This is a genomic window from Flavobacterium sp. MMS24-S5 (genome assembly GCF_050320125.1).
Classification (GTDB): domain Bacteria; phylum Bacteroidota; class Bacteroidia; order Flavobacteriales; family Flavobacteriaceae; genus Flavobacterium; species Flavobacterium tyrosinilyticum.
On record NZ_CP190016.1, the window covers coordinates 2,883,308 to 2,906,938 of the forward strand.

Annotated in this window: 23 protein-coding genes; 16 read left to right on the forward strand and 7 right to left on the reverse strand. The window is 34.5% G+C overall.

The features are described from left to right. Positions 1–506: 506 nt before the first annotated feature. The 5 genes from ACPWTF_RS13350 to ACPWTF_RS13370 form a co-directional block, all read right to left on the reverse strand. Complete coding sequence (locus tag ACPWTF_RS13350) at positions 507–2,405, reverse strand: amidophosphoribosyltransferase (protein ID WP_248728938.1); 1,899 nt, start codon at positions 2,403–2,405, stop codon at positions 507–509. 83 nt (positions 2,406–2,488) lie between these two features. Further along, positions 2,489–3,412 (reverse strand): PfkB family carbohydrate kinase, encoded by a 924-nt coding sequence (locus ACPWTF_RS13355; protein ID WP_095930683.1) that lies wholly within the window; start codon positions 3,410–3,412, stop codon positions 2,489–2,491. A gap of 294 nt (positions 3,413–3,706) precedes the next feature. Continuing rightward, positions 3,707–4,615: an alpha/beta hydrolase family protein gene (locus ACPWTF_RS13360; protein WP_427871488.1), complete on the reverse strand. Its 909-nt coding sequence runs from the start codon at positions 4,613–4,615 to the stop codon at positions 3,707–3,709. Positions 4,616–4,623: 8 nt separating this feature from the next. Beyond that, on the reverse strand, positions 4,624–5,028 hold the full coding sequence (locus ACPWTF_RS13365; protein ID WP_427871489.1) for a hypothetical protein: 405 nt from the start codon (positions 5,026–5,028) through the stop codon (positions 4,624–4,626). Beyond that, a complete protein-coding gene (locus tag ACPWTF_RS13370; protein ID WP_111286420.1) occupies positions 5,012–5,599 on the reverse strand; it encodes an RNA polymerase sigma factor in 588 nt (195 codons plus the stop codon). The genes ACPWTF_RS13365 and ACPWTF_RS13370 overlap by 17 nt, the downstream gene beginning before the upstream one ends. Positions 5,600–5,897: 298 nt before the next feature. Here ACPWTF_RS13370 and ACPWTF_RS13375 point away from each other — a divergent pair, with 298 nt between their 5' ends. Beyond that, positions 5,898–6,245: a DUF6249 domain-containing protein gene (locus ACPWTF_RS13375; RefSeq protein ID WP_095930687.1), complete on the forward strand. Its 348-nt coding sequence runs from the start codon at positions 5,898–5,900 to the stop codon at positions 6,243–6,245. Between the two features lie 51 nt (positions 6,246–6,296). Here ACPWTF_RS13375 and rnhA read toward each other — a convergent pair whose 3' ends face one another. Then, positions 6,297–6,773: a ribonuclease HI gene (rnhA, locus tag ACPWTF_RS13380; RefSeq protein ID WP_427871492.1), complete on the reverse strand. Its 477-nt coding sequence runs from the start codon at positions 6,771–6,773 to the stop codon at positions 6,297–6,299. A 70-nt stretch (positions 6,774–6,843) separates the two neighbouring features. Then, the gene (purN, locus tag ACPWTF_RS13385) at positions 6,844–7,407 is read right to left on the reverse strand and encodes a phosphoribosylglycinamide formyltransferase (protein WP_427871493.1); all 564 of its coding nucleotides are present in this window, start codon (positions 7,405–7,407) and stop codon (positions 6,844–6,846) included. A gap of 175 nt (positions 7,408–7,582) precedes the next feature. On the opposite strand from purN, the gene ACPWTF_RS13390 reads away from it, so the two are divergent. The 15 genes from ACPWTF_RS13390 (at position 7,583) to ACPWTF_RS13460 (ending at position 23,626) form a co-directional block, all read left to right on the forward strand. Next, positions 7,583–7,819 (forward strand): acyl carrier protein, encoded by a 237-nt coding sequence (locus ACPWTF_RS13390; protein ID WP_007137004.1) that lies wholly within the window; start codon positions 7,583–7,585, stop codon positions 7,817–7,819. Positions 7,820–8,063: 244 nt separating this feature from the next. Then, positions 8,064–9,317, forward strand: a complete 1,254-nt coding sequence (gene fabF, locus ACPWTF_RS13395; RefSeq protein ID WP_111368511.1) for a beta-ketoacyl-ACP synthase II — start codon at positions 8,064–8,066, stop codon at positions 9,315–9,317. Between the two features lie 10 nt (positions 9,318–9,327). Continuing rightward, the gene (rnc, locus tag ACPWTF_RS13400; RefSeq protein WP_095930691.1) at positions 9,328–10,068 is read left to right on the forward strand and encodes a ribonuclease III; all 741 of its coding nucleotides are present in this window, start codon (positions 9,328–9,330) and stop codon (positions 10,066–10,068) included. 125 nt (positions 10,069–10,193) lie between these two features. Beyond that, a complete protein-coding gene (locus ACPWTF_RS13405; RefSeq protein ID WP_095930692.1) occupies positions 10,194–10,682 on the forward strand; it encodes an IPExxxVDY family protein in 489 nt (162 codons plus the stop codon). A gap of 5 nt (positions 10,683–10,687) precedes the next feature. Then, positions 10,688–12,121, forward strand: a complete 1,434-nt coding sequence (pyk, locus tag ACPWTF_RS13410) for a pyruvate kinase (protein ID WP_095930693.1) — start codon at positions 10,688–10,690, stop codon at positions 12,119–12,121. Positions 12,122–12,722: 601 nt separating this feature from the next. Continuing rightward, positions 12,723–14,390, forward strand: a complete 1,668-nt coding sequence (locus ACPWTF_RS13415; RefSeq protein WP_427871494.1) for an arylsulfatase — start codon at positions 12,723–12,725, stop codon at positions 14,388–14,390. A gap of 59 nt (positions 14,391–14,449) precedes the next feature. Then, a complete protein-coding gene (locus ACPWTF_RS13420) occupies positions 14,450–15,466 on the forward strand; it encodes an HAD family hydrolase (RefSeq protein WP_427871495.1) in 1,017 nt (338 codons plus the stop codon). A 40-nt stretch (positions 15,467–15,506) separates the two neighbouring features. Further along, a complete protein-coding gene (locus tag ACPWTF_RS13425; RefSeq protein ID WP_427871496.1) occupies positions 15,507–16,058 on the forward strand; it encodes a hypothetical protein in 552 nt (183 codons plus the stop codon). Continuing rightward, complete coding sequence (locus ACPWTF_RS13430; RefSeq protein ID WP_427871497.1) at positions 15,991–16,332, forward strand: hypothetical protein; 342 nt, start codon at positions 15,991–15,993, stop codon at positions 16,330–16,332. The genes ACPWTF_RS13425 and ACPWTF_RS13430 overlap by 68 nt, the downstream gene beginning before the upstream one ends. 41 nt (positions 16,333–16,373) lie before the next feature. Continuing rightward, on the forward strand, positions 16,374–17,774 hold the full coding sequence (locus ACPWTF_RS13435) for a DUF2252 domain-containing protein (RefSeq protein WP_427871498.1): 1,401 nt from the start codon (positions 16,374–16,376) through the stop codon (positions 17,772–17,774). Between the two features lie 290 nt (positions 17,775–18,064). After that, the gene (locus ACPWTF_RS13440; protein WP_095930698.1) at positions 18,065–18,643 is read left to right on the forward strand and encodes a DUF4136 domain-containing protein; all 579 of its coding nucleotides are present in this window, start codon (positions 18,065–18,067) and stop codon (positions 18,641–18,643) included. 131 nt (positions 18,644–18,774) lie between these two features. Continuing rightward, a complete protein-coding gene (locus tag ACPWTF_RS13445) occupies positions 18,775–19,950 on the forward strand; it encodes a helix-turn-helix domain-containing protein (protein WP_427871499.1) in 1,176 nt (391 codons plus the stop codon). Between the two features lie 71 nt (positions 19,951–20,021). Beyond that, the gene (locus ACPWTF_RS13450; RefSeq protein WP_427871500.1) at positions 20,022–20,990 is read left to right on the forward strand and encodes a SphA family protein; all 969 of its coding nucleotides are present in this window, start codon (positions 20,022–20,024) and stop codon (positions 20,988–20,990) included. A 57-nt stretch (positions 20,991–21,047) separates the two neighbouring features. Next, the gene (locus ACPWTF_RS13455; RefSeq protein WP_427871502.1) at positions 21,048–22,208 is read left to right on the forward strand and encodes a BamA/TamA family outer membrane protein; all 1,161 of its coding nucleotides are present in this window, start codon (positions 21,048–21,050) and stop codon (positions 22,206–22,208) included. 221 nt (positions 22,209–22,429) lie between these two features. Then, the gene (locus ACPWTF_RS13460) at positions 22,430–23,626 is read left to right on the forward strand and encodes an aminopeptidase C (RefSeq protein ID WP_427871504.1); all 1,197 of its coding nucleotides are present in this window, start codon (positions 22,430–22,432) and stop codon (positions 23,624–23,626) included. Positions 23,627–23,631 lie beyond the last annotated feature (5 nt).

The window sequence follows — 23,631 nt, forward strand, 5'->3', positions numbered from 1 at the left end:
GCCCCAAATCTACCATAAACTAACCTACTAATGTTATGGTTCAGTAAATGTATGGCGGACATTTTTATAAAGAAAATTTTTTAGATGAAACGCAATTATATCCGATAAAATCCACTTAAGTGATTGTTTTTCAGTGTGTTACGTATTAAAATAAAAAAGGCGGAATTTCTTCCGCCTTTTTTGCCCCAAATTTACCATAAACTAACCTACTAATGTTATGGTGTAGTAAATGTATGGTGGATATTTTTGTGATGAAAAAAATTTAGATGAAAGGTAAGTAAATCCGATTAAGAGATATAATCGGCTGTTTATAAATTGTTTGAGTTAATTCCAATAAAAAAGGTGGAATTTCTTCCACCCTTTTTGCCCCAAATCTACCATAAACTTAACCTACTAATGTTATGGTATCTCAAAAGTATCATAGCTTTTCAATTTCACCAAAGAAATAGGATGAACGGCAAAAAAAACCGATGAAATGCACAATTTAACCTTTTGTTAGTATTTTATTAATAAGCTCGAGCATCTTTTCCTTCGTAAAAATTCATGAAGGCACGATTTACAACTCGATTTCCACCAGGAGTTGGGTAGTCTCCTGTAAAGTACCAGTCTCCTAAATTTTTAGGACATGCTTTGTGTAAATCGTCTACGGTTTGGAAGATGATTTTTACTTCGGCATTTATTTCTGGTGAGCTTAACATTTCTGCAATTTTATCTGAAATCTCCTCGTCTGTAAACTGGTCGTAAATTGCTGTTACGTAGTTTACAACATCCTTATCAAGGAAATTTTCTTGAGCTTTACATTTTGCATATACTTCATCTACAATATGGTAAAGGTTTCTTTCTTTTAATAAAGCAAGAGCTGCTCTAAAAGCAACTAGGCCTTCTAGTTTTGCCATATCAATTCCGTAACAATCTGGATAACGAATTTGTGGTGCAGATGAAACGATTACGATACGTTTTGGTTTCAAGCGATCCATCATTTTAATGATACTCATTTTCAATGTAGTACCACGAACAATACTGTCGTCGATAATAACCAAATTATCCTCAGGCTTAATTACACCATAAGTAACATCGTAAACGTGAGCCACTAAATCGTCACGGCTACTATCTTCGGTAATAAAAGTTCTAAGTTTAGCGTCTTTAATGGCAACTTTCTCTGTACGAATCTTTACAGCTAAAAGTTCCTGAAGGGTTTCTGTCGTTAATGTATTTCTATTTTCAAGAATATAATTGTTTTTTCTCTGGTTTAAGAAATCCTGAGCAGCTTCAACTAAACCATAAAAAGAAGTTTCGGCTGTATTTGGAATATAAGAGAAAACAGTGTTGTCTGTATCGCTATCAATTGCTTTAAGAACAGCAGGTAAAATTAATTTTCCTAAATCTTTACGCTCCTGGTAAATTTCGGCGTCACTTCCTCTTGAGAAATAAATTCTTTCGAACGAACAAGCTTTTTTGATTGTTGGTTCCAAGATTTGATTCATAGAAACATTTCCGTTTTTCTTGATGATTAAAGCGTGGCCTGGATCGATTTCTTGAACACTTTCAAAAGGAACGTTAAATACAGTTTGAATAACAGGTCTTTCTGAAGCTACAACCACGACTTCGTCATCTTGATAAAAGTAAGCTGGACGAATTCCTGCTGGATCTCTAAAAACAAATGCATCACCATGGCCTAATAAACCTGCCATAGCATAACCTCCATCTAGGTTTTTAGCCGAACGGCCTAATATTTTAGCAATATCCAAACGTTCTGCAATTACTGGAGAAGCTTCTCTTTTTGAGTAACCTTCAGCTTTACAGTCTTGGTACAATTGCATTACTTCTTTATCTAAGAAGTGACCAATTTTTTCCATTACTGTAACAGTATCAGCCATTTCTTTTGGATGCTGTCCTAATTCAACCAGATTTTCGAAAAGCTCTTTAACATTGGTCATGTTGAAGTTTCCGGCCAAAATCAAGTTACGGTGCATCCAGTTACTTTGACGTAAAAATGGGTGAACACTCTCGATGCTGTTTTTTCCAAAAGTTCCATAACGAACGTGGCCTAAAAACAATTCTCCAACGTACGGAATATTTGCTTTTAGTTCTTTCATGTCGTCTCCCAGTTCTGGATGCGCTTTTAGTTCTTCACTAACGCGCTCATTGATTTGTTTGAAAACATCTTGGATAGGTTGCGAATGATTTGAACGTACTCTGCTAATATAGCGCTGTCCAGGTTCAACATCAAATTTAATGCTAGCAAAACCAGCTCCGTCTTGTCCGCGGTTGTGCTGTTTTTCCATCATTAAATACATCTTCTGGATTCCGTAGAAAGCAGTTCCGTATTTTTCTTTATAATATTCAAGCGGTTTTAGTAGTCTAACTAAGGCTATACCACATTCGTGTTTTAAAGCGTCGCTCATTGTTTTTTGTTATTTGTGTGTTGTTGTAAGTTGTGTGTATTAACGTAATAAAAAAAGCCCCGTTTTATCGAGGCTCTTAGGCATTATATTTCTATGTCAAACTGAGTTAACGACTTAAATTGTTGTAATCGAATCGCTACTTCGGCTTTGCTTAATGTTTCCATCCTTTCAGTTCCAAATTTTTCAACGCAGAACGAAGCTAAATTTGAACCATAAATAATTGCATTCTTCATGTTGTTAAACGAGATGTTTTCGCTCTGTGCAATAAATCCAGAGAAACCACCTGCGAAAGTATCTCCAGCTCCTGTTGGATCAAAAACATCTTCTAATGGTAAAGCTGGTGCAAAGAATACCTCTCTGTTGTGGAATAAAAGTGCTCCGTGCTCTCCTTTTTTGATCACCACATATTTTGGTCCCATGTCTTGGATTTTAGAAGCTGCTTTTACTAATGAATATTCGCCAGAAAGCTGTCTAGCTTCTTCGTCATTGATTGTAATAACATCTACACGTTTAATAACGTCTAATAATTCTGGAAGAGCGCAATCCATCCAAAAGTTCATTGTATCTAAAACAACTAATTTTGGTTTTTTCTCCATTTGATCTAAAACACTGCTTTGAACTAATGGATGCAAGTTTCCTAACATGACAACATCAGCATCTTTGTAGTTTTGAGGAACCTTTGGCTGAAAATCAGCTAAAACGTTCAACTCTGTTACAAGAGTGTCTCTAGAATTTAAATCGTTGTGGTATAAACCGCTCCAGAAAAAAGTCTTTCCTCCTTTTACAATTTCGATACCAGAGATATCAATATTTTTTGAAGTTAAAAGATCTAAATGTTCTTGAGGAAAATCGTCGCCAACTACAGAAACAATGGCCGATTGCAAGTTAAAAAATGAAGCTGATAAACCAATATACGTTGCAGCACCACCTAATATTTTATCTGTTTTTCCGAAAGGAGTTTCAATCGCGTCGAAAGCAACTGTTCCAACAATCAATAGTTTATTCATTTTATGAATTTCGAATTAGGGTGCAAAGATACTTCATAAGTTACAATCTTGCAATGGTTTAGGTTCTCAAAATTTTCTTAAAAAAATGACAACGATTTCGGAGTAAAACTATTGTAAATGAATTGGTTAAAATTGATTTTTTTAACGAGATTAAAATATGTTTTTTAGATTTAAATTGCAAGTTTTTTGAAAATAATTGCGAATAATTTACAAGTGATTCTTCTATCTTAATTTTCTAAATGAAGAGGATTTTCTTTTTCGATTGAAACACGAAAAATTCTTGCGCATGATTTCTTAATTTGTTTTTCTATTTTTAATCCAATTGATTGCATCTTTCATAGGTTCTTCATCGTCTGAAAATGCGGTGTTGTGACCTAAGTTTGGAAATAATTTATACTCATAAGGTTTCCCTTTAGATTTTAGTGCATCAAGATATTCGATGGATAGATTCGCAGGAACTTGAATATCCTTGTCTCCAAAAATCCAAAATCCCGGAATTGATACTTTAGCAAGAATACCTTTGGGATCTGTGTCGACAAATTCGTATTTATCAGGATCATTAAATACATGTTTTCTCGCTTCTTCTTCTGAATGTGTATTCCAGAAATTTTGATCTCCATTGGTATAAAATTGGAATCTCAATTGTTCTTTAACTGTTATAAGAGCTCCGCTAAATATGGTCATAAATTTAACTTTCTTATTTTTCTCTGCAGCCAATGGAATTATCCATCCCGCTTGACTGCCTCCAATTAAACCGATTGGTATTTTATTATTGGATAGAGATTTAGATAAAGTGTTTACAGCAGCACTCGCGTCTAAAGACAAAAGATTTAGATTGGAGAAATCGACATTGTTGGTTCCTACTTCAGGTCCGGCATATATACCGCCTGATTCTCCGACTCCACGTTTATCATACGTTAAAACGGCAATTCCATTGTTGGCTAGAGTTGTAGCAAAATCTATCATTCTTTTTTCTTGTCCAGATCCGTGAACAATAACAACGGCAGCCTCAATGTTGTTAGGTATAAAAACAGTTCCAGCGAGTGAAACTCCTTCACTGACAAATTTTACTTCTTTAGTAGTAAAGTTTGATGGAATTGCTGATGCATAATTAGTGATAGAAAACAGCAATATTAAAAGAGAATAGGTATATGTTTTTTTTGCTCTTAAAGAGTGTTTAAATATTGCCGTTTTATTTTTCATTTTTAAATCTATAGTTGATACTTCTTATCAAAATAATTTTTCAAAATCCCAACCTGAATCAAAATCATAATGGGAACAATTAAAATGGCATACAAAATGTTTTTAGAGAAATGAATTCCTGAAAAGGCTGTTGATATTCTATCAGAATATAATTTCCCAACTTCGTCAATTTTGAAATCAGTTTCTGAAACTGAGAATAGAGATGCATAAATTACTAATGCCGCTACCGCCAAGCCGATCGAAATCCAGATTGGTTTAGAAATTAAAGGTTTGTATGCTTTCAATTTTTTCTCTTCTAAAATTTGAACATTTGCCATAATTTTTGAAGTGAAATCTATTGATGGTGACTGCATTTTTTCCTCAGCCATCATTTTCTCAATAAGTTGTTCTATATTTTTATCGCTCTCTCTCATAGCATTCTATTATTTCTGGTTCTAACTGTTGTCTCAAAATTACAGCTAATTTCTGTCGGCTCCTAAATAATTTTACTTTCGCATTATTGGCCGAAATGTTCATTATTTTTCCGATTTCCTCTAAATTCTGATCATCAAAATAAAATAAGGTTAAAAGGAAGTTTTCGTCGCTGGGTAATAAATTTAAACATTTTTGAATGGTTTGCTTTCGTTCTTTTTCTTCCAAGGCACTTAAAGCATTGTCCATTGTTTTGATTAAATGAGACGAAAAATCATCAATAGAAATATTTAAATCTTCTTTTTTATTTTTCTTTAAACGATCCAGACAAGTATTATAAGCAATTTTATAAATCCAGGTCGAAAATTTAGATTCTCCTTTAAATTTAGTCAGCGAATTATAAATCTTTATAAAAGTGTCTTGTGCAACTTCTTCTGCTTCTTCCCGGTTTTTAACCATTTTAAGAGCCAACGTAAAGATCATATCCTTATAACGATCCACAAGAACGGCAAACGCATTGGTCTCGCCTTGCAGAATTTTATCGATATAATGTTGATCATGTATTGTGCTCATATTATATAGGACGATAGGTTGTTTGTTTAGGTTACAAGAAAATTGAAAATAAATTCCAAACTTTTTAAATTCCAAATTCCAATCTTTATATATAATAAAGTATAGAGTTGAACTTTGTCAAAGTTTTAAACTTTGACAAAGTTGTAGCGACGAATAAATCCAAGTCAAAATTAACTGATTATCAGTTAGTTTTGGAGCTTGAAATTTAAAATTTGAAATTTTTCATCAAAAGTTGTAACCTGATTTTAAAAACCCTCGTCATATGAGGTATATCAATCAATTAAAAACGTAAAATATCATGGACGACAAAATTTTAATTCCAATTAGCTTTTTCTTAATGATCTTCGGAATTGTTTATCTTATTTATTCAACAAGAAACAGAGAGCGTCTGGCTCTTATAGAAAAAGGAGTAGATGCCAGTATTTTTATTCAGGGAAAAGGAAATGGAGTTCCGGCTTGGAAAATCTTTGTGGTAAATCTAGCATTCTTATTAATAGGTAGCGGTGTTGGAATTTTTCTTGCGCTGTTAATTACAACTTATACCTCTTTAAACGACGGAGCAGTTTATCCTTCAATCATTTTCATCATGGCGGGAATCGGACTTTTGACCGGATTTAAAACAGCAAAAGATTTAGATAAAGAATAAATAAGAAATAAAGTTAGTACAAAAACGCATCAAATAAATTGATGCGTTTTTTTATTCTTTAGATGCGATTGTTTCGTAATAAACATCAACCGAAAGTTTTGGTTGCATGGATGCCATAACAGCCAATTGATCGCAACGCTCATTTTGCGGATGATTGTTGTGACCTTTAATCCATTTAAAGTCGACTTGGTGTTTGCGGTAGGCAATTAAAAAACGTTTCCATAAATCTGGATTTTTTTTATCCTTGTATCCTTTTTTCTCCCAGCCAAAAACCCATTTTTTTTCGACAGAATCTACAACGTATTTAGAATCGGAAACTACAAGGACTTTCATGTTTGATTTTTTGAGTTTCTCTAAGCCTACAATTACGGCTAGAAGTTCCATTCTATTATTGGTAGTAAGACGAAAACCTTCATAAAATTCTTTTTTATGAGGAGTGCCAACCAATTCCATTACCACGCCGTAACCTCCATTACCAGGATTTCCTTTTGCTGCGCCATCAGTATATATATGTACTTCGTGATTCATTTAATTTTAGATTTCAGTCCCGATAGCTATCGGGATGATTTTTGTAATTGTAATAGATTTTTGAATTGATTTATTTTTCCAATATTGTATGAATAATCTCTGGAAAGTGTTTCTGCTCCAGTTCATGAATCTTTTCTGCAACTGTTTCAGGTGTGTCTTCATCAGTTAAGGCAACATTTGCTTGAAAGATAATGGCACCTTCATCATAGTTTTCATTAACGTAATGAATTGAGATTCCTGTTTCTTTCTCCTTATTATTTACAATTGCTCTATGAATGTGCATACCGTACATTCCTTTACCTCCATAATTAGGTAAAAGTGCAGGATGAATATTAATTATTTTGTTTGGATATTGTTCGATTATGTTTTCTGGGAACTTTAGTAAGAAGCCAGCCAAGATTATTAAATCTGGGTCGATTTCTTGTACTTTTTGTAGTACGTTTCTTTCTAAAAGTTCGTTTTTTGAGAAGATTTCGACTGGAATTTGATGATTTTTTGCTCTTTCAATCACTTTTGCCGAAGCATTATTGGTAAAGACCGAAACGACCCTTGCAATTTCGGTGTTCGAAAAATATTTTATAATGTTCTCTGCATTAGTTCCTGATCCTGAGGCGAAAACGATAATTTTTTTCATAGAGTTGTGTATTTTGAGACTGCAAAAAACGGAATAAAAAACGAAAATAAATAGCTTTAAAAGACCTTTCTTGAAATTAATTTTATAAATTAGTGTCACATTTATAAACTAAATAGTTGTTTTAAAATAAAGTTTTTTATTTTTGCCAACAAATTAAATTCTAAAATTAAAGATTATGTCAGACATTGCATCAAGAGTAAAAGCGATTATCGTAGACAAATTAGGTGTTGACGAAAACGAAGTTGTAACAGAAGCAAGCTTCACTAATGATTTAGGAGCTGACTCATTAGACACTGTTGAGCTTATTATGGAATTCGAAAAAGAATTTGATATTCAAATTCCAGACGATCAAGCAGAAAACATTGCTACTGTTGGTCAAGCTATTTCTTATATCGAAGAAGCAAAAAAATAATAATACCACACCCGATTTCTAAAAATCCCAATTTTTGAAATTCCAAATTCCAATTGGAATTTGATTTTTGAAATTTGAAATTTGAAATTTTTAAGAGTCGGGTGTTATTATTTTTTAAATTTTTAAATTTCGATTGATTTTCAATCAAACAAGATATATTTATATAAATACCCATGGCTCTTAAGTAGCAATACGATTAAGAAAGCAATGGGTTTTATTTGTTTAAGACACAAAATACATATTTATGGCATTAAGGCGAGTTGTTGTAACAGGATTAGGTGCACTTACTCCTATTGGGAATAATATCCAGGAATATTGGAATGCACTTGTGAATGGAGTTAGCGGAGCCGCTCCGATCACATATTATGATACCGAGAAACACAAAACGAAATTTGCCTGCGAAGTAAAAAACTTCAATATTGAAGATTACATGGATCGCAAGGAATCTCGTAGATTAGATAAGTTTGCACAATATGCAATTGCTGCCAGTGACGAAGCTATTAAAGATGCTGGAATCACAAATGATAACGTAAACAAACAAAGAGTTGGTGTTATCTGGGGAGCAGGAATTGGAGGTTTAGAAACTTTTCAGGATGAAGTATTGTACTATGCAAAAGGCGATGGAACTCCAAAGTTCAATCCTTTCTTTATACCTAAAATGATTGCCGATATTGCTCCTGCGCATATTTCTATGCGTAACGGGTATATGGGACCAAATTATACAACGGTTTCTGCTTGTGCATCTTCTGCAAATGCATTAATCGATGCTTTCAACTACATTCGTTTAGGAATGTGCGACGTTATTGTTTCTGGTGGTTCTGAAGCTGCAGTTACAATTGCTGGTATGGGAGGATTTAGCTCAATGCACGCTTTATCTACAAGAAACGAAAGCCCAGAAACGGCTTCAAGACCTTTTGACGCAACTAGAGATGGTTTCGTTTTAGGAGAAGGAGCAGGAGCTTTAGTTCTTGAAGATTATGAGCATGCTAAAGCAAGAGGTGCAAAAATCTACTGCGAAATTGGCGGTGGAGGTATGTCATCTGATGCTTACCACTTAACTGCACCACATCCAGAAGGAATTGGAGTTATCGCAGTAATGGAAAACACATTGAGAGATGCTGGTATGACTCCTGATCAAGTTGATCATATCAATACTCACGGAACTTCTACTCCATTAGGAGACGTTGCTGAGTTAAAAGCAATTAGTAAAGTTTTTGGTGATCATGCTAAAAACATCAACATCAACTCTACAAAATCTATGACAGGACACTTACTTGGTGCTGCCGGAGCTATTGAAGCAATTGCTTCTATCTTGGCAATGCAACACGGTATTGTTCCTCCAACGATTAACCATACAGTTGTTGACGAAAACATTGACCCATCTTTAAACCTTACTCTAAACAAACCTCAAAAAAGAGAAGTAAATGTTGCTATGAGTAATACATTTGGTTTTGGTGGACACAATGCTTGCGTATTGTTTAAAAAACTAGCTGATTAATTTTCTGTATATGAATATTATCAAAAAAATATTTTCTAAATCCCGTTCTCTAGAAGACGGGATTTTTTTTGACACTATTCAGAAAATTCTTGGTTTTCCGCCTACAAATGTTGATTTTTATCGAAGAGCTTTCACGCATCGCTCTTCTAATAAATTAGATCAAAATGGGCATCCTATAAATTATGAACGCTTAGAATTTTTAGGAGATGCGATGTTAAGTGCCGTTATTGCTGCACATTTATTTAATAAAGCTCCAAATGGCGATGAAGGTTATTTAACCAAAATGCGTTCGAAAATCGTGAGCCGAGAACATTTGAACGAATTAGGAAAAGATTTAAATTTAGTACAGTTTGTAGAAAGTAAAGTGCCCATTCAGCACTTTGGAGAAAACATTCATGGTAATATTTTTGAGTCTTTGATTGGAGCAATTTACTTAGATAAAGGCTATTCTTTTTGCGAGAAATTCATCCAGAAAAGAGTAGTTACTCCTTATGTCGACATTGCTCGATTAGAAGGAAAAGTTATAAGTTATAAAAGCCTTGTTATTGAATGGTGTCAGAAGGAAAAAAGAGTTTTTCATTATGACATTTTTGAAGACAATGGTATAGACGGCCAGCGTTTATTTGGTGTCAAATTGAGCATCGATGATAAAGTTGTCGCAAGAGCGCGCGCAACATCAAAAAAGAAAGCAGAAGAAAAAGCATCGCAAAGAGCTTATTTTGCATTTCAAGAGAAAATTGACAAGAAATAGCTGCAAAAATGTTGTAACTATCACAAGGCTACAACGTTTTCGTTTATAATTTAACAAAACAAGCATGTCATAACTGTTGATGCTCCGTTTAGAAATAGTATATTTACAACTTGATTTTTCAAGACATGGCTATTCATAAATTGGATTTAGACGAATTTGACGAAATTGATTATTATTTAATGGCAATTCATACTTCATTAGAAGATTATAGATTAGCCTATTTTATCAATAAAATCCTTCCGATCAACTTAAGTAAGAGCAAAAACGAGATTCATGCTCAAACTAAGGAAGGTGAAGCAAATTTTTCAAGATTCTATTATTATGATGAAGAAAAAGCTGTTTCCTGGAATTTAATTCAGAATAAAAATGAAATCATTTCTGTGAGTACAAATGATTTTCAGAATTTGTTTTCTAATGAAACAAGTGAGGTTTCTACAACAATTCATTTACTTCCTGAATTTAAAAAAGTCGATTTTTTCCTGAAAATTGATAATAGCGAAGAGGCGCTTAATTTTTCAGAAATTCAACAAAAATTAAACACAATAGAAAGTATTGCGGCTATTTATGCCGTTGATACAGACAAAATAAAATCAAAAAACAATCTAATTTTTTAAAAAAAATGCTAACAAACAAGAAAACCAAAATTGTTGCTACACTTGGCCCCGCTTGTAGTACAAGAGAGATCATTAAAGATATGATCGATGCAGGTGTTAATGTGTTTAGAATCAATTTTTCGCATGCAGATTACGAAGGAGTAAAAGAAAAAATCGACATTATTAGAGGATTAAACGAAGAGTTTGGTTACACAACTGCAATCTTAGGAGATTTGCAAGGACCAAAACTTAGAGTTGGTGTAATGGAAGAAGGAACTGTGGTAAATGATGGTGATGAAATCACTTTTACAACTGCAGAAGATATTATCGGAAATGCAAAAAAAGCATTTATGAAATATCAAAATTTCCCAAATGATGTAAATGTTGGAGAGCGTATTTTGCTTGACGATGGTAAACTTATTTTTGAAATTGTTTCAACAGATAAAAAAACAGAGGTTGTTGCTAAAGTAATTCAAGGTGGAGAATTAAAATCTAAAAAAGGAGTTAATCTTCCAAACACAAAAATTTCTTTACCAGCTTTAACAGAAAAAGATATTGCAGATGCTATTTTTGCAATCGAACAAAAAGTAGACTGGATCGCACTTTCATTCGTGAAAACTCCACGCGATTTACAAGATTTGCAAGAATTAATTGCAAAACATTCAGAAGTTAAAATTCCAATTATTGCTAAAATTGAAATGCCAGAAGCTCTTGAGAACATGGATAAAATTGTAGCGTATTGCGATGGTTTAATGGTTGCTCGTGGAGATCTTGGTGTTGAGCTTCCTGCTCACGAAGTTCCATTGGTGCAAAAAGATTTGATCAGAAGAGCTAAAACAGCTAGAATTCCTGTTATCGTTGCTACGCAAATGATGGAAACAATGATTACAAGCTTAACTCCAACAAGAGCAGAAGTAAATGACGTTGCTAACTCAGTAATGGATGGTGCAGATGCTGTAATGTTGTCTGGAGAAACTGCTACAGGAAACTATCCAGTACAAGTAATTCAAAGAATGGCGCAAATTTGCGAGGCTGTAGAAAACTCTCCGCTTATTCAAGTGCCTCAAAATACACCACAAATTAAAACTAAACGTTTTGTTACTAAAACAGTTTGCCACCAAGCAGCGTTATTAGCTAACGAAATTGAAGCTAAAGCAATTTGTACGCTAACAAATAGCGGTTATACAGCGTTCCAAATTTCAGCTTGGAGACCATCAACGGCTCACATTTTAGTATTTACTTCAAACAGAAGAATCTTAACACAATTGAATTTATTATGGGGAGTTAAATCTTTCTACTATGATAATGAAGAAAGTACAGATGATACTGTAACAGATGTAAATCAAATTGCAATCGAAAAAGGTTATGCACAAAAAGGAGATTATTTGATTAACCTTGCTGCAATGCCAATTAAAGATAAAGGAATGGTTAATACGATGAGAGTTTCTGAAATCGAATAATTTATTCTTTAATAATTAGAAAAAAAGTCGCTTCTGTAAGCGGCTTTTTTTTGTTTTAGCCTGTTTTTGCAAAACTTCATTTGCTTTCCTGATTTAGCTATTTTGTCTTTTAGAGGATATTTCTAAAATCGAATTTCTGACAATTTGTTAAAATTTTACCTAAAAGAGAAGATTTTTTGTTTCATTACGCCATTTTTAAAAAGATAGCTCCTCAAAAAATAAACTCCATTCATTATTTCCCTCTTTTTTATCCTTTTTTAAATTAAAACATAACCTCTTAATTTTCTGATGTTTTGATGTGTTTCATTTTAGAAAGTGAAACATTTTGGTGCAAATTCTCCAATTTTCTTGTTTCATATTATAAAATGAAACAAGTTCATGCCGAATAAATTCAATAGTTCGCTCTTTTACTAGTTAAATTTGAGATACTTAAGAAAAAGTTAAAAGTATTTTGTTTCAGATTTTAAAACAAAAATGAATTTGAAACATCGAGAAGATGCAACCTCAAATTAGAAGTGTTTTTTAAGATCATCATTCCCGCATACATTTTTTAGATTTTCATACTCATAAATAGCAAGAATTATTAACGAATTTTTTTATCATGAAGCAAATCAAATTAGAATGCAGATTTTTTTATACCACATTGATATTATTTTTTGTGGGAGTTTCTATGACGGCGCAAAAAAAGCCTAATATTCTGGTGCTTTGGGGCGATGATATTGGAACTACTAATATAAGTGCCTACAGTGACGGACTTATGGGATATACTACTCCCAACATCGATCGCTTAGCCAATGAAGGATTACGTTTTTTACATTATTATGGAGAACAAAGCTGTACTGCGGGTCGAGCAGCCTTTTTAACAGGGCAACATGGTCTTAGAACTGGGCTTACAAAAGTAGGTTTCCCAGGAGCACCAATGGGAATGAGTCAGTTAGATCCTTCTGTTGGAGGAATCATGAAAAGTTTAGGATATGTGACTGGTCAATTCGGTAAAAACCACGTTGGAGACCGAAATGAGAGTTTGCCAACTGTAAACGGTTTTGATGAATTCTTTGGAAACCTGTATCACTTAAATGCAGAGGAAGAGCCAGAATTGCCAGATTATCCAAAAGATCCAGAATATTTGAAAAAATTTGGACCACGAGGAGTATTAAAATGTACTGCAACAAATGTTGATGACCCAACAGTTGATCCTCGTTTTGGAAGAGTTGGAAAACAAAAAATTGAAGATACTGGAGCTCTTACCAAAAAAAGAATGGAAACTATAGATGATGAAACCTCTGCCGCAGCAATTGATTTTATCAAGAGACAAAGCGCTTCGGGAAAGCCATTTTTCTGTTGGTTTAACGCAACTCGTATGCACCTTCGTACACACGTAAGAGCTGAGCATAGAGGCAGATATACTCACGGAGATAGTGAATATATCGACGGTATGATTGAGCATGATGAAACTATTGGAAGTATCTTAAAAGCACTAGACGAGTTAGGAATTGCTGATAATACTATTGTAGTGTATTCTACAGATAACGGACCTCACATGAATACTTGGCCTGATGGTGCGATGACACCTTTCCGTTCAGAAAAAAATACGAACTGGGATGGGGCTTTCCGTGTACCATGTATTGTACGCTGGCCAGGGCATATCAAACCAGGAACTGTAACTACAGAATTGATGAGCCATAATGATTGGATTCCTACATTCGCTTCAATCGCAGGTGAACCAGATATTGTGAATAAACTTTTAAAGGGATATTCAGCAAATGGAAAAACCTATAAGGTGCATTTAGATGGTTATGATCAAAGTAAATTTTTAGAAGGGAAGACAGAAAAAAGTTTCAGAGAAAAATTCTTTTATACAGATGATGATGGACTTTTAGTTGGTTTAAGAGAAGGGGATTATAAGTATGTTTTTGCAGAACAGCGACTAGAAGGTACAATGGGAGTTTGGGCAGAACCGTTTACAAAACTACGTTTACAAAAGATTTTCAATTTGTATCAAGATCCTTTTGAGAGAGCAGATATAACTTCTAATTCATTTTGGGAATGGCAGCTAAATCATGTACAGTTAATGTACGGTGCAATTCAAGATGTGGTTGCATTTGCAGAGACATTTAAAGAATATCCTCCAAGATCAATTCCGCCAAGTTTCTCTGCTTATACTATTATGGAAGAAGCAATGAAAGACATCAAAGCGCAAAAATATGTAGAGAAAAATGTTTTACCTAAGTTAAAAGAAGAAGAGGCAGCTTCAAAAAAGAAAAAATAAATAATCTAAAAAGAGATTCAGGTTCAAATCTGAATCTCTTTTGCTAACATAAAAACATCATGAAAAAAAGTATATACCTATTACCTATGGTGGTGTTGTTTTTCTTGTCCTGTAAAAAGTCCGCTACCTTAACTGCTCCAACAGAAAATAAACAAACAGAAACTACCGCAAATAGCGGCGATCCGTTGCCAAGCTGGAATGACGGAGCTTTAAAAAAAGACATTATCGCTTATGTTGAAAAAGTAACCAAAGAAGGAAGTCCGGATTTTATTCCAGTAGAAAGCAGAATTGCCACTTTTGATAACGACGGAACTCTATGGGCAGAAAAACCATACGTACAAGAACTTTTTGCTTTTTATAAAGTAAAAAAAATGGTTGAAGCCAATCCTGCTTTGGCGCAAAAGCAGCCATTTAAAGCCGTTGTAGAAAAAGACAAAACGTTTTTTGAAAAAGGAGGCGATAAAGCACTTATAGAATTGGTTGCGGCAACTCATACTGGAATGACAGAAGATGAATTTGAAGCATCAGTGAATGATTTTTTTAAAACAGCGCAATATCCTGGTAAAAATGTTCCAGTAAAACAAATTAGATACCAGCCTCAATTGGAACTTTTGAATTATTTGCGTGCAAATGGTTTCAAAACTTTCATTGTTACTGGCGGAACGGTTGAAGTGGTTAGAGCAATATCTCAGGATTTCTACGGAATTCCAAAAGATCAAGTTGTGGGAACGTCTTTCAAATACAAATTTGATGATGCTAAAAATGCAGTTTTAAGAGAGCCAGCTTTAGATCATTTTAATGATAAAGAAGGAAAACCTGTTGGCATACAGCTACACATTGGTCAAAGACCTGTTTTTGCCTGCGGAAATGAAGGCGGAGCAGGAGATCTTGCCATGTTAAGATATTCTTCTGGAAGTAAATATCCATCTTTTCAATTAATTGTAAACCATAATGACTCCATTAGAGAATACAATTATCAGGAAAAAGATAATCTTTCATTAAATACGGCAGCAAAATATAAATATCATGTAATAAGCGTGAAAGACGATTGGAAACAGGTTTTCGCTGATAAATAATTTGATTTTGAAAGAGATAGAACTTTTAAAAATATAATTCATGAAACAAAACAAGCATTTTATCGACCTTAAATTATTTTTCAGTACTCTGTTTTTTGCAATTTCACTAGGATCTTTTGCACAAGAAGAGCCAAAGCCTGGAAATAGTGCACAGGAACTCGCCGATAAAATGGCAAATCCTGTGGCAAGTTTAATTAGTGTTCCGCTGCAAAATAATCTCACTTATGGGATTGGTGCTTATAATGGATCAAAATATCAGATCAATATACAGCCAGTTGTTCCTTTTAAGTTGAGTGAAAATTTAAATTTAATTACGCGTTATATTCTTCCAGTTGTAGATCAGCAGGATGTTACGGGAGAAAACACACATGAGTTTGGTTTGAGCGATGCAACAGTCACAGCATTTTTTGCTCCTAAAACAAAGGGAATTATCTTGGGAGTTGGTCAGTGCTTTTTTGGTGCCAACGGCTACAGAGAAACTTTTAGGAACAGAAAAATTTGGAATTGGACCCAGCGTTTTGGTCATGCATCAAGGAAAAGGACTTTCTATAGGTTTTCTAGCCAATCAAATTTGGTCTGTTGCAGGAAATGACGACAGAGCAGATTTTAATCAGTTTTACACGCAATTATTTCTAACACATAGTTATAAAAGCGGTGCAAGTTTAGGAATCACTTCAGAAATAACCCAAAACTGGGAAGGAAAAACAACTCTTATTACCGTTAGCCCAAACGTTGGCGCCATTACAAAATTAGGAGGTCAGACCATGCAGTTTGCTGTTATGCCTTTAATTCCGGTTGTTGGGCATTCAAGCATAAGACCAGACTGGGGATTAAGAGCAGTCGTAGCCTTTATATTTCCACAATAATAAAAGAAGTTTAAAGGTTTTTAATTTTATTTATCGGAATTATGGAAGAAGATTCAAAACATACAGCCGAAACCGCATTTAATCCGATAGCATCAAAGGCAGAACGTTATGACAAAGGAGCTTCGATTAGAAAGAAAATCCCTTTAGCGAAGCATGGAGAATGGAATTCTTTTAAAAACAGAAAAGATCCAGTAGATATTTTAATTCAGACCAGTATGGGAAGGGTTGAAAGTCTTTTGCCTATTCGGTACAGAAGAATGATGGAATCTCCTTTTTCATTTTATAGAGGTGCCGCTGCTATAATGGCTACCGACTTGGCTCACACTCCAATATCTGGAATAAATCTACAGCTTTGCGGAGATTGCCATTTGATGAATTTTGGCGGATTTGCAACTCCCGAACGGAAACTGGTTTTTGATATTAATGATTTTGATGAAACTTTTCCTGAACCTTGGGAATGGGATGTAAAACGACTCGCGGCCAGTTTTGTTATCGCAGGGAGATGGCGAAAATTTTCCCATAAAAACTGTAAAGAATTTGCTTGGAATGTGGCCGACAGCTACAAAAGGCACATGTTGGATTATAGTAAACTCTCAGCGCTTCAAATTTGGTATGCCGATATTGATCTGGCAGAATTGATTGAATTAGGCCGAGACAAAGACTTTAAAGAATTTGACCAGAAGAGAATTAAAAAAGCATCAGAATATACAGCTCACGAAAAGGAGTTTGCCAAAATGACCTATTTTGATGGAGCCAGAGCACGAATAAAAGACGATCCACCCTTGATATTTCATCCAACCGGAGAACTTGAAAAACAAGTGGCAAAAGAAGGCGAAATTATCCACAATAGATATTTGGAATCCCTTTCAGAAGAAAAACAGGTTTTGTTAAGCAGGTATAAGCTTCATGATATTGTTATAAAAGTTGTTGGGGTTGGCAGTGTTGGAACATTGTGCGGCATTAGCTTGCTGATGTCGGCATCTGGAGAGCCTATTTTTTTACAGTTTAAAGAAGCCCGAAAAAGCGTATTGGAAGGAAATGTAAAAACAAAAGGAAAATACAGCCATCAGGGCGAACGAATTGTGATGGGACAAAAACTAATGCAATCGGCGTCCGATATGTTTCTGGGCTGGACAGACGATAGCAAAAACAAGTTCTTCTACATACGCCAGCTTAGAGATGCTAAAGTAAAACCGGTGCTAGAAGTGATGAAACCTAAAAATATGGCAGAGTACGCCAAAGCCTGCGGATGGGCACTTGCAAGAGCTCACGCACGTTCGGGAGATCCTTCGCTGATTTCAGGTTATATTGGAGATACAAACGAATTTGCCAATGCCATTTCGGAGTTCTCAGTTTTATACGCCGATCAAAACGAATCGGATTACAACAAAATGCTGGAAGCAATAAAACATGGCAAACTGCCTATAGCTGCAGAAATTTAATAAGCTTCATATAGATAATGATGTAGCTGTACAAGGTAAATTAAGCTTAAAAAAAATCTTTAAATTTTGAACAAAATAAGTCTAGAAAATAGAAAGTAAGATTTTATTTATTTAATACTGTTAATTAAATAAAATGATTTATCTTTGAGAGTGATCTAAGTAATTGTTTAGTAGGTGTTTGTGATGTACTGACAATTATTAATACATTTTTGCCCTCCGTTCAAGATTTTTACGATTTTAATACATTCGAGTTAAACTGATTTAATTATTAATTTAATAAATACCACAACATGAATATTAAAAGAACAAGTCTTCGTATACTCCCAGTCTTATTTTTGGGTTTGTTTTACAGTTGCTCTCCAACTGTAAAAGTTACAACTGATTATGATCATTCTGCTAACTTCAGCGAATACAAAACTTTTGCGGTTTATGACTTAAAAGCGCAGCAAGGTCAGGTAAATCAGTTAAATGTTGATCGTGTTGCAAAAGCAATCCGAAATGAAATGCTAGCAAAAGGATTTACAGAATCCAGCAATCCTGATTTAAAAGTGAATGCCGTTTCTATCTTAAAAAATAAAACTCAAGTAACGGCCGATAGTAATTTTTATGGCTATGGCGGAATGTATCGTCCATACGGATATTGGGGTGGCGGTGCTATGATGGGTGGCGGTACCACAACATTTAACTCTTACGATTATGTTGATGGATCATTAATTATAGATATCGTATCTTCAAAAACAGACAAGCTGGTTTGGCAAGGAATCGGAAATGCCGAAATTGACAGTAAACCAGACAATCCAGAACAATTCATCAACGATGCAATCAAAAAAATATTAACTGGTTTTCCTCCGGGAGCAGTTAAAAAATAACTACAGCCCAATATTGTACTTGCCAAAGTCTGGCAAGTACAATGCTTTATACTTCTGCATACGTCCCCCCCATCGTATTCTATTTTTAAGATTTTAAGAAAAATAATTGTTACTAATTTAAGCTTAAAAAAATGATCGATATTTTACTTTCCCTTTTCTTTTTTATAGCCACAATTGCTGGCCTGGCTACTGCAATTATGGTTTTATTTTCCAAAAAAAACTATTCAAAGAGTTTCTTTTTGGGAATGTTCTTATTGAGTCTTGCGTTGGTAAGTATCTACAATTTTTATTTGTCGGCCAATTTATTTAAAAATTTTCCAGATCTATTTACCATCACAAAAGCGTTTATATTTTTAACCGCTCCTTGCTCATTTTTGTACGTTAGAAACATTTTATCATTAAATAAAAGTTTCAGAAAATACGACTGGCTGCATTTTGTGCCATTTGCTATTTATTTCTTTTTAACGCTCGTTGTTTATGTCGGAAGTTACACTAATTTAAAAGTGGTCCATTATATTGCGGGATTAATTAAAAATCCATTTTCTGTTTTAACACTGACGATTTGGCTTTTCTATGTCTTTTTTCAAACCATGTTGATTTTAAACTATGATCTGAAAAAATTTACAGGAAACCAATTTCATCATAATAAAGTAATTAACTGGATTAGAGTATATAATCTCATGATTTTGTTTTTATTTTCGGCACTTTTTGTGCATCATTTTTTATTGCAAAAAGTAGAGGCAACAGATCTTTCGTGTTACATTCTCATTTCTTCTGTATTGTTTTTTACGGTCGGTTGGCTTTATTTCAAACCTCAAATCTTCCATGACGAAGAAGAAACATTCGATTTTGTTGTAGATAATACGGTCGTGGTAAAAACTAAAGAAACCAAGAATATAATTCCAATCGCAAACGAGTTAACATCAGAAAAGAAAGAAGAGTATCTTTTAAAACTTGACCATGTTTTAAACACCAAAAATCTATTCTTAAAGAAAGATTTCGTAATAAGAGATTTGGCTGAAGAAACAGGAATATCGGTACATCATTTATCGAATTTGATTAATTCCGAATTTGGTCTTCATTTTCAGGATTATGTTAATCTTAAAAGGATTGAATATTTTAAAGATAAAATAAACGATCCCGAATGGAAAGACTTATCCTTAGAAGGTATGGCTTGGGGCTCTGGTTTTAAATCCCGAACAACTTGTTTTAGAGCTTTTATAAAACATACTGGAAAATCTCCTTCAGAATATTTTAAAACCATACGAATAAATCCGGATCATAAAGGAGCGTATTATTTTAAATAAAATTATTCCCTTCCAAAATAGCGTTGTTGACAGCGGTTGTAAAGTCTTAATTTATTTTAAAACATTTCAGCATGAAGGCAAAAAAAAATTTTTCAATACAAACATTCCGATCAATATATGCTGCAATGCTTTTATTGATTTCTTTTTACAGTAATGCTCAATTAAAAGGTGGGCATATTTTGGGCGCAATGGGGCTCCAATCTGGAACTCAGGCTCCAGATAAAACATTGAGCGTCTACATTCCAGGCTATATTTATAGCGCATCTTCTTTAAGAAATGCTGACGGAGATAAAATGGGCAATCCAGATCTTACCATGTTTATAACAGGTGCTGGAGCCAATTATGTAACCGATTTTAAAATTCTAGGAGCCAATTACGGTGCTACAATTCTGTTGGCTGGAGCGTCTAATACTATTCAAGGAAGTTATGTAGATTCTAAAAGCAGTTTTGCTTTTACAGATATGTACATACAGCCCGTTCAGTTAGGCTGGCACAATAAAAGAGCCGATTTTGTATTCAGTTACCAATTGTATATGCCAACAGGAAAATATGAACTTGGAGCTAGCGATAATAGCGGTTTAGGAATGTTTATGAATGAGTTTTCGGCAGGGACAACTTTATTCTTTAATGATAAAAAGACATTTCATTTTTCTGCTTTGGCATCTTATGAAATCAACGGAAAAAAGAAAGACACCGATATAAAAACAGGAGATATTTTAAGCATCGAAGGAGGTTTAGGAAAAACGTTTTATTGTATGAATGCCGAAAAAACCGCACCAAAAGGCATATTCAATGCGGGTCTGATTTATTATCTGCAATATAAAGTGTCAGACGATAAAATTCCAGTAGGAAGCATTTTGGTTGTTGAACCCGACAAAGATCGAGTTGGCGGACTAGGCGCTGAGGTGAATTACTTGCATCTTGGCTGTATGACCTCGGCAGGTTTTAGATGGATTGGAGAGGTAAGTGCAATAAATAGATTTCAAGGAAATACTTTCTTTATTACGCTGGCACACGTATTCAGTTTTAAGAAAAAATAATTGCTGGAGATTTTTTTTGACGAAGTGAAAATTTAAATCTAAAACGATAAATAGTCTATGGAAAAGAAAAAAACAACAAAAAAAAGCGTTCTGTTTTTGCTTTGCATGATTGTATCGTTGAATTTTTTAAATGCTCAAAAGCATCATACCGTTATGAAAGATTCGCTAGACGGAGCTTTCGATTTAAGCGATTTTCTTATTTATGCCAACGGATTTATAGTCGTGCCAACCATAATTACAGAACCCGCTGTTGGAGGATTTGGAGTTGCAGTTGCACCAATTTTTCTAAAAAAACGCGCTCCTGTTATTGAAGCAGACGGAAAAAAACGATTTATAAATCCAGATATTACAGGAGGAGTCGGAATGTATACGGCCAACAAAAGCTGGATGGTGGGCGCTTTCCGTTCGGCAACCTTGGTAAAACCTAAAATTCTGTACCGAGCTTTTGCGGCTTATGGCGACATGAATTTATCTTTTTATGCGAATAACTTGCCCAATCAGAAAGATGAGGAATTTAAACTCAACTTTAAATCTACTATTTTTTATACACAATGGCTCAAACAGTTTAACAATGCCAAATGGAGTGTAGGGCCTCAGTATTTGTTTTTAAACTCAAAAATAAACCTGCCCGACTTTAATCTTCAGCCGCCATTTGTAGACCCAAAAGACATAAAAAGCACCATAAGTCAGCTTGGAGCCGCGCTCCAATTTGACGGACGTGACAATATATTTACGCCAGATAAAGGAATACGGCTTCAGTCCGATTTTTTCTGGTCAGATAAAGCGCTAGGAAGCGATTATCAGGCGTGGCGTATTAACTTATCGGCAATAGGATATTATCCTCTGGCCAAAACACTAATTGGCGGACTCAGGATTGAAGGGGAGCAGGCGTTGGGGAGTCCGCCTTTTTATTTAAAACCAGGAATTAATATGCGCGGAATTCCAGCGGCGAGATACATGGGAAACACCAGTATTGTGAGCGAGTTAGAATTTAGATGGGATCTCTACAGACGATGGAGCTTAATGGGTTACGGAGGTCTCGCCAGCGCCTTTAACGATTGGGATCAGGCCTTTGCCAAACCTGTTATCTACAGTTACGGAACCGGTTTTAGATATCTCATTGCCAGAAAGTTTAAACTCCGAATGGGAGTAGACGTTGCCAGATGGCCAGAAGAGTGGGCCTACTATATTGTTTTTGGAAGCAACTGGATGCGATAGATTTTGAAGCAAAAAACTTGTAAGAAGTTAATTTATAAATTAATAACCACAAAAAGTCTCAATGATACGTTATGGAGCCTTTTTGTATTAAATGCCTTAATAATTAATGCCGTTAAGAAAACATTAACAACTAAACATTACACAAATTGTATAATATTTAATTGTTTTGTAACAAATTGGAAACATTGGAGACTAATTTTGTTAAATCTTAAACATAAATTATGAATACATTTTCATTCAAATCAGTGTTTGCTGCTTCAGTATTTTTGGCTGGAACTGCAGGCTGTTTTGCGCAAGACATCTTAGTAAATTCACTTAAACTAAATGCAAGCGACAAAAGTAAAGAGAACTTCAAATTTACAGAAGTAATTAATCTAGGTACAACATCGGTAAAATCTCAAGGATCATCTGGAACTTGTTGGAGTTACTCAACAAACTCATTCTTAGAGTCAGAAATGATTCGTTTAGGAAAACAGCCAGTTGAGCTTTCTCAAATTTATTCTGCAAGAAACGTGTATGTAGAAAAAGGGGTAAACTATGTTCGTATGCACGGAGCAATTACGCTTGGTGACGGAGGTGCTCTTCACGATGTAATTAATATGTATAAAAAATACGGAACTGTACCAAGAGAAGTTTATACTGGATTAAACTACGGAACAGACAAAAACAAATTTGCTGAAATGGGAGCTCTTATGGAAAGTGTTCTTGCAGCAGTGGTGAAAAACCCGAACGGAGAATTGACTCCAAATTGGCAAAAAGCGTACGCAGCAGTTATTGATTCTTACTTAGGAAAAGTGCCAGATAACTTCACATACAAAGGAAAAAACTATACACCACAAACTTTTGCTAAAGAAGTAGTAGGTATTAACCCAGACGAGTATGTAGAAATGTCATCTTTTACAAACGCTCCATATTACCAAAAAACAACTATGATGGTGCCAGACAACTGGTCATTGGATCAAGTTTACAACGTAAAAGTGAACGATATGACAGATGTTATCGACAACGCACTTAAAAAAGGATACACTGTAGCTTGGGCAACAGATGTGAGCGAGAAAAGTTTTAGCTGGAAAAACGGTGTAGCTTATGTAGCATCTAAAAAATTCGACGATATGACGGCTGAAGAAAAAGCAGACATGTTTAACGGACCAAAAGCAGAACCAGAAATTACTCCAGAAATGCGTCAGGCAGCGTTTGATAACTACACTACAACAGACGACCACGGAATGCACATTATTGGTCTTGCAAAAGATCAAACTGGAAAAGAATACTATATCGTAAAAAATTCTTGGGGAGAAACAAACGACTACAAAGGTTTCTTGTTTGTAACTAAGAACTTCGTAAAATATAAAACTACTGCATTACTAGTAAACAAAGGAGGAATTCCTGCTGAAATTGCTAAAAAATTAGGGGTTTAATTAAC